We start from the raw sequence: 6,209 nt of genomic DNA on the forward strand, positions 1-6,209 counted from the left end.
GACGTGCTCGGCGTCACGGCCTGCGACATGCGGACTCCTCGGTGGTAAGTTCGACGTACGTCGAACTCGACCGACAGTACGAGCGAGTTCGATAGCCGTCAAACTTCGTCGCCCGGATGTGAGGCAGCGCACGTGAGCACCAGCCCGGCCACCGAGGCACCCGCCTACCCCACCCTCCCGGTGGCCGACGTGCACCAGGTCCTCTCCGCTCTCGCCGACCCGATCCGGCTCGAGATCGTGCGGCGCCTGAGCAGGGCCGGCGGGGGGCCCACCCCGTGCGCACACCTGTACGACGGCGTCAGCAAGTCCACGGCCAGCCACCACTTCAAGACCCTGCGCGAGGCCGGGCTCACCGAGCGCAGCGTCGAGGCCGGGCAGTCGTGCCAGCGGCTCCGGGTCGCCGAGGTGGAGCAGGCCCTACCGGGCATCCTCTCGGCGGTGCTCCGCGCCGCCGACGAGCTCACTCCTCCGCAGTAGGCCCAGCGCCTCCGGTGCTCACCACGGTCGCCTCGTCCGCACAGCGCGGGTCCTCGCCGAACTGACCCAGCCGGCAGGCGCCGTCGACCAGGGATCGCTCATCCAGCGGGGACTCCAGCTCGACGGTGACGTCGAAGGACTCCACCGGCTCGTCGTCGCCGCACACCAGGGACCGCACGGTCTCCTTGATCGTGACGACGACCGTCGTCGCGTCCTCCTCGACCTCGACCTGGAGGCGGTCGCGACAGTCGCGCCCGTCGTACGTCAGCTCGATCGTGGACCCCTGCACCGTCGCCGGCTTGTCCCACGGCGTGGCCTCGTCGAGACCGAAGAAGAGGTACCGGACCCCGGCGTAGACCCCGATCCCGATCACCGCGGCCAGCAAGGCGACGCCGACGCCCAGCTTCGTCGTCGAGGCGGCCATGGACCTACCGTTGCACATCCGAAGGTCGCCTGTCCGCTGACCCGTCTGCCATGTGTGACGGGTCGACGTCCTTCGCGCTGACCCGTCTGCCATGTGTGACGGGTCGACGACCTTCGCGCTGACCCGTCCGCCATGTGTGACGGGTCGACGACCTTCGCGCTGACCCGTCCGCCATGTGTGACGGGTCGACGCGGTCAGAGGCCGAGGTCGCGGCCGATGAGCTCCTTCATGATCTCGTTGGAGCCGGCCCAGATCTTCGAGACCCGCGCGTCGCGCCAGGCGCGGGCGACGCGGTACTCGTTCATGAATCCGTAGCCGCCGTGCAGCTGGACGCAGTGGTCGAGCACGTCGTTCTGCACCTGCGAGCTCCACCACTTCGCCTTGGCGGCGTCGACCGGGGTCAGCTCGCCCTTGGCGTGCGCGATCACGCACTGGTCGACGTAGGCCTGGGTGACCTCGACCTGGGTGACGAGCTCGGCGAGGAGGAACTTGTTGTGCTGGAAGGAGCCGATGCTCGCCCCGAAGGCCTTGCGGTCGATCGTGTAGGCGATCGTCTCGCCCAGGATCTGCTTGACGTGCGCGAGGTTGGAGATCGCGCAGCCCAGCCGCTCCTGCGGCAGGTTCTGCATCATGTGGATGAACCCCAGGTCGAGCTCGCCCACGATGTCGTCGTCGGTGACGCGGACGTTCTCGAAGAACAGCTCCGCGGTGTCGGACTCGTCCTGACCGACCTTGTCGAGCTTGCGGCCGCGACTGAATCCCTCGGCTGCGGTCGGCAGCGCGAACAGCGTGATGCCCTTGGCCTTCTTCTCCGGGGCCGTGCGGACCGCGGTCACGACGATGTCGGCGGAGTAGCCGTTGGTGATGAACGTCTTGGACCCGTTGACGACCCAGTCATCACCGTCGCGGACCGCGGTGGACTTCAGGGCGGCCAGGTCGGAGCCGCCCGACGGCTCGGTCATCCCGATCGCCAGCAGGGTCTCTCCGGTGGCGACTCCGGGCAGCCACCGCTGCTTCTGCTCCTCGTTGCACAGCTGCACGATGTACGGCGCCGTGATGTCGGCGTGGATGCCCCAGCACGACCCGAGCGCCGCGTTGACCTTCGACAGCTCCTCGGCCATCACGGCGTTGAACCGGTAGTCACCCGCCTCGGACCCGCCGTAGACCTCGGGGATCTCCAGACCGAGGAAGCCCTGCTTGCCGGCCTCGAGCCAGAAGTCGCGCGGCAACGCCTTGTCGGCGGCGTGCTGCTCGACCTGGGGGATCACCGAACGGTCGAGGAACTCCTTGACCGACGATCGGAATGCCTCATGGTCCTCGTCATAGATCTCACGCTTCATGATGAGAAGGCTACCGGTCGGTAACCGAGTCTGTCCCAGCCGGCCGGACCGGGGTCACAGTGCGGGCGAGGGGACCTCGAAGGCGAGGATGTCCTCGGGTGCCGGGAAGTCCACGTCGACGGCCGTGTCGGGGTCGCCGAACGTCGTGACGGTCCGGGTGGCGCCGTCCCCGTCCTCCCCGTCGTCCCCGCCGTCACCGCTGCGCTCGACGCTGATCTCGAGCACGAGGTGCGGCTCGGCGATCTGCACCCACGCCGTGATGACGGAGTTCTTGCGCACCGACTGCACCCGTCCGGCGGGCACGCCGGCGACGTCACCCAGCCCGGCCTTGGCGAGGTCCTCGTCGCCCACCAGGGACATGACGGGACTCAGGAAGTCGGTGAAGGCGCACAGCGAGGCCAGTCCCGGCGTCGTGGTCCACTCGTCGGCGTACGTCGCGGCCAGCTGGTCACGTACGGCGGGGTCGACCGCCCCGATGCTCAGCCAGAAGTCCTCGCCGCCCCGGAAGGCGCCCAGGTCGTCCTGCACGACGAGGTCGGCGGGCTCTCCCCAGCTGGGCAGCTGGAGCACGCCGGTGCAGTCACCGTCGACCGCGTCGCCGATGCCGTCGCCCGCGGCCAGGAGCAGGTCCTTGCTGACGACCTGAGCCGGCTGGTCCCCGGACGCCGCGGTGCGCGCGTCCTGGTGCAGCCGGACCGATCCGATCTCGGCCATGGCGAGCAGTGCGGCGTCGACGATGTCGGCGGCGTCGCTGCCCTCGAACCACGACAGGTCGATCGCCGGCGCCGCGTCGACGACCTCCTGCTGCCCGTCGATCTGGTCCGGCAGCGAGCAGGAGCTCAGCGCGATCGCTGCCGCGGCCAGCAGTGCCGCCGTACGTGTGGTCCGTCGACCCGTCATTCGTCGCTGCCGCATCAGCCCAAGCCTGCCAGGTCGAAGACGTCGCTCGGCGGGGGAGCCTTGGTCGTGAACGGCTCGTCGAAGGCCGAGAACCCGAAGGAGCCCTCGGAGCCGCCGTCGAGGCGCAGGATGTAGTGCGGCTCGCCGACCGCGACCGAGGCCACGCTGGGCTCCCCGCTGGAGGTGGTCTCCCCGGTGTCGACCTTGACGACGTCCTGCCCGTCGATGCTGCCGGTGCCGAGGGTCTCCACCGCCACGGTGCTGTTGGTCGCCTCGAGCAGATCGTCGAGGTCGCACACGGACGCGAACTCCTCGGCCTCCTCCGGCGGGAACAGCACCCAGCGGTCGCCGACGGTGGCGGCGATGAAGGGCCCCTGGCCGGCGTCGGTGGAGGCGATCCAGAAGTCCTCGTCGGCCTTGAACCAGGTATCCGCGCCGATCCGACGCAGCTGCGCGGACCCGCCACCCACGGCGATCGTCCCGGCGCAGTCGCCCGTCGACGTGATGGTGAGGTCGACGCCGATCCGCTCACCACCCTCCACGACGTTGCCGGCGATCCGGACGGTGTCGAGCACCTTCATCTCCTTCTCCGCCGCGCGGAGGATCTCGGTCGGCTCCTGGTCGGCGAACCCGGCCACGGTGGGGCTCGAGGAGGCCGGGTCGGGCGGCTCGGGCGGCTCGGGCGGCTCGGGGGTCGGGTCGGCACTGCTGGGCGCGTCGTCGCCCCCTCCTGCCACGAGGGCGGCGGTCACCCCGCCGCCGATCGCGAGCGCGGCCGCCAGCCCCAGCCCGACCCACAGCCCGGTACGGCGCCGGGCAGGCGCAGCGGTCCGGGCGGCGGGGACCGGTGTCGGGTACGACGGCGCGGGCGGCGGCGGGACGGGCCCCGAGACCTGCCCCTGGACCGGCCCCTGGACCGGCCCCGAGACCTGCCTCGGGACTCCGGCCGGAGCTGGCGCCGCCAGTGCCCGCGCCATCGCGTGGAAGCCGGGGTCGCCGGTGAGTGCGGCCGCACGGCGCAGGTCGTCGCGCAGGTCGGAGGCGTGGGCGTAGCGCTCGGTCGGCGACTTGGCCATCGAGCGGCGCAGCACGTCGTTGATCGCGTGCACGAGGTGTCCGGTCCCGGCCAGCTGCGGCACCGGGGCGTTGAGGTGAGCGGTGACGACCTCGAACTCGGTCGCTCCGGCGTACGGCGCCGAGCCGGTGAGGGTGACCCAGAGCAGGCAGCCGAGCGAGTAGATGTCGGAGCCTGCACTGGCCGCGGCGCCGTGGTGCAGCTCGGGCGCCATGTACGACGGCGTGCCGGCCGCACCTCCTCCCCCACCGACCCGCGTCGACTCCGCGTCGACGCGGCGGGCGATGCCGAAGTCGCCGAGATAGGCCGACACGCTGGCCGAGACGCCCGCACCGCGACGGCGTACGAGGACGTTGGCGGGCTTGATGTCGCGGTGCACCAGCCCGGCCGCGTGCGCGTCGCTCAGGCCGCCGGCAACCTGGGCGATGAGGTCGACCGCCTTGCCCTGGGGCGCCGGCCCCCAGCGCCCCACCATCTGGCCGAGGTCGCCGTCGGGGATCAGCTGGGTGGCGATGTAGAGGTAGCCGTCCTCCTCGCCGTGGGCGTAGACCTGCACGACCTGCGGCGAGTCCAGGGAAGCCAGCAGGCGGGCCTCGCGGCTGAAGCGTTCGCGGAAGTCGGGGTGGTCGGCGTACATCGGCGCGATGACCTTGAGCGCCACCCGGCGGTCGAGATTCTCCTCGAGGGCGTCGAAGACGACCCCCATCCCGCCCGCACCCAGCTGGGCGAGCACACGGAAGCGGCCGATGTGGTCACCGACGCCGGGATAGGAGAGCACACTCCTGTTGTACCCGACCTCGTCGTCACGCAGCAGAATCCGTCCGCACCACGAGGTATGGGGGGCCATGTGCTTGGATCGATCCAAGCACCAGAGGACCGACAGCTTGGAGGCGCCAGCACGTGAGCGAGAAGGCCACAGGTCCAGCGCAGGGCCACACTCCTGCCCCCACCACCACGGTCTGGCCGGGGCAGCCCTACCCGTTGGGAGCGACGTACGACGGCTCCGGCACCAACTTCGCGCTCTTCAGCGAGGTCGCCGAGCGGGTCGAGCTGTGCCTCTTCGACGCCGACGACCAGGGCGGCACCGAGACCCGGGTCGAGCTCACCGAGGTCGACGCCCTCGTGTGGCACTGCTACCTGCCGGCCGTGCAGCCCGGACAGCGCTACGGCTACCGGGTGCACGGACCGTGGGAGCCCGAGCGCGGGCTGCGCTGCAACCCCGCCAAGCTGCTGCTCGACCCGTACGCGAAGGCGACGACCCGCGAGATCGACTGGGACCAGTCGCTCTTCGGCTACACGTTCGGAGAGGAGGACTCCCGCAACGACGAGGACTCCTCGGCGCACATGACGCTCGGGGTCGTGATCAACCCGTTCTTCGACTGGGAGGGCGATCGACGCCTGGCCATCCCCTACAACGAGAGCGTCATCTACGAGGCCCACGTCAAGGGCATGACCCAGCTGCACCCCGAGGTGCCCGAGGAGCTGCGCGGCACCTATGCCGGCCTGGCGCACCCCGCCGTCACCGACCACCTCACCCGACTCGGCGTCACCGCGATCGAGCTGATGCCGGTGCACCAGTTCATCCAGGACTCCACGCTGCTCGACAAGGGGCTGCGCAACTACTGGGGCTACAACACCCTGGCCTTCCTCGCCCCGCACGCCGACTACTCCGCGGCCGCGCACTCCGAGCAGGAGCAGGCGCTGGGCCAGCAGGTCCAGGAGTTCAAGTCGATGGTCAAGACGATGCACCAGGCCGGGATCGAGGTGATCCTCGACGTCGTCTACAACCACACCGCGGAGGGCAACCACCTCGGGCCGACGCTGAGCTTCAAGGGCATCGACAACCCGGCGTACTACCGCCTCGTCGAGGACGACGAGAAGTACTACATGGACTACACCGGCACCGGGAACTCGCTCAACGTGCGCCACCCGCACTCCCTGCAGCTGATCATGGACTCGCTGCGCTACTGGGTCACCGAGATGCACGTCGACG

6 protein-coding genes are annotated in these 6,209 nt (G+C 70.3%); 2 read left to right on the forward strand and 4 right to left on the reverse strand.

Annotated elements, in window-relative coordinates; genetic code table 11:
• Positions 1–132 precede the first annotated feature (132 nt).
• Positions 133–477: a helix-turn-helix domain-containing protein gene (locus Q1K33_RS20445; protein ID WP_300406734.1), complete on the forward strand. Its 345-nt coding sequence runs from the start codon at positions 133–135 to the stop codon at positions 475–477.
• On the opposite strand, the gene Q1K33_RS20450 is transcribed toward Q1K33_RS20445, so the two are convergent.
• The 4 genes from Q1K33_RS20450 to Q1K33_RS20465 all read right to left on the reverse strand — a co-directional run bounded on the left by Q1K33_RS20450 (position 461) and on the right by Q1K33_RS20465 (position 5,063).
• Complete coding sequence (locus Q1K33_RS20450) at positions 461–901, reverse strand: hypothetical protein (protein ID WP_300406736.1); 441 nt, start codon at positions 899–901, stop codon at positions 461–463. The two genes, Q1K33_RS20445 and Q1K33_RS20450, sit on opposite strands and share 17 nt — an antisense overlap.
• 194 nt (positions 902–1,095) lie before the next feature.
• Positions 1,096–2,241 carry an acyl-CoA dehydrogenase family protein gene (locus Q1K33_RS20455; RefSeq protein WP_300406738.1) on the reverse strand — a complete coding sequence of 382 codons (1,146 nt, stop codon included), beginning with the start codon at positions 2,239–2,241 and terminating at the stop codon, positions 1,096–1,098.
• A gap of 54 nt (positions 2,242–2,295) precedes the next feature.
• The gene (locus tag Q1K33_RS20460; RefSeq protein WP_300406740.1) at positions 2,296–3,156 is read right to left on the reverse strand and encodes a hypothetical protein; all 861 of its coding nucleotides are present in this window, start codon (positions 3,154–3,156) and stop codon (positions 2,296–2,298) included.
• On the reverse strand, positions 3,156–5,063 hold the full coding sequence (locus tag Q1K33_RS20465; protein ID WP_300406742.1) for a serine/threonine-protein kinase: 1,908 nt from the start codon (positions 5,061–5,063) through the stop codon (positions 3,156–3,158). Before Q1K33_RS20465 ends, Q1K33_RS20460 begins: the two co-directional genes overlap by 1 nt.
• 53 nt (positions 5,064–5,116) lie before the next feature.
• Here Q1K33_RS20465 and Q1K33_RS20470 point away from each other — a divergent pair.
• Positions 5,117–6,209, forward strand: a 1,093-nt coding sequence (locus Q1K33_RS20470; protein WP_300406744.1) for an alpha-amylase family glycosyl hydrolase, incomplete at its 3' end; no start/stop codon positions are given.

Origin of the sequence: Nocardioides sp. (assembly GCF_029937575.1) — a bacterium.
Taxonomy (GTDB): Bacteria; Actinomycetota; Actinomycetes; order Propionibacteriales; family Nocardioidaceae; genus Nocardioides.

What these genes read in the sequence shown, in the direction of transcription:
- Q1K33_RS20465 (WP_300406742.1), bottom strand. Translation starts at nt 5,063, where the DNA reads ATGGCCCCCCATACCTCGTGGTGCGGACGGATTCTGCTGCGTGACGAC.
- Q1K33_RS20450 (WP_300406736.1), bottom strand. Translation starts at nt 901, where the DNA reads ATGGCCGCCTCGACGACGAAGCTGGGCGTCGGCGTCGCCTTGCTGGCC.
- Q1K33_RS20460 (WP_300406740.1), bottom strand. Translation starts at nt 3,156, where the DNA reads ATGCGGCAGCGACGAATGACGGGTCGACGGACCACACGTACGGCGGCA.
- Q1K33_RS20455 (WP_300406738.1), bottom strand. Translation starts at nt 2,241, where the DNA reads ATGAAGCGTGAGATCTATGACGAGGACCATGAGGCATTCCGATCGTCG.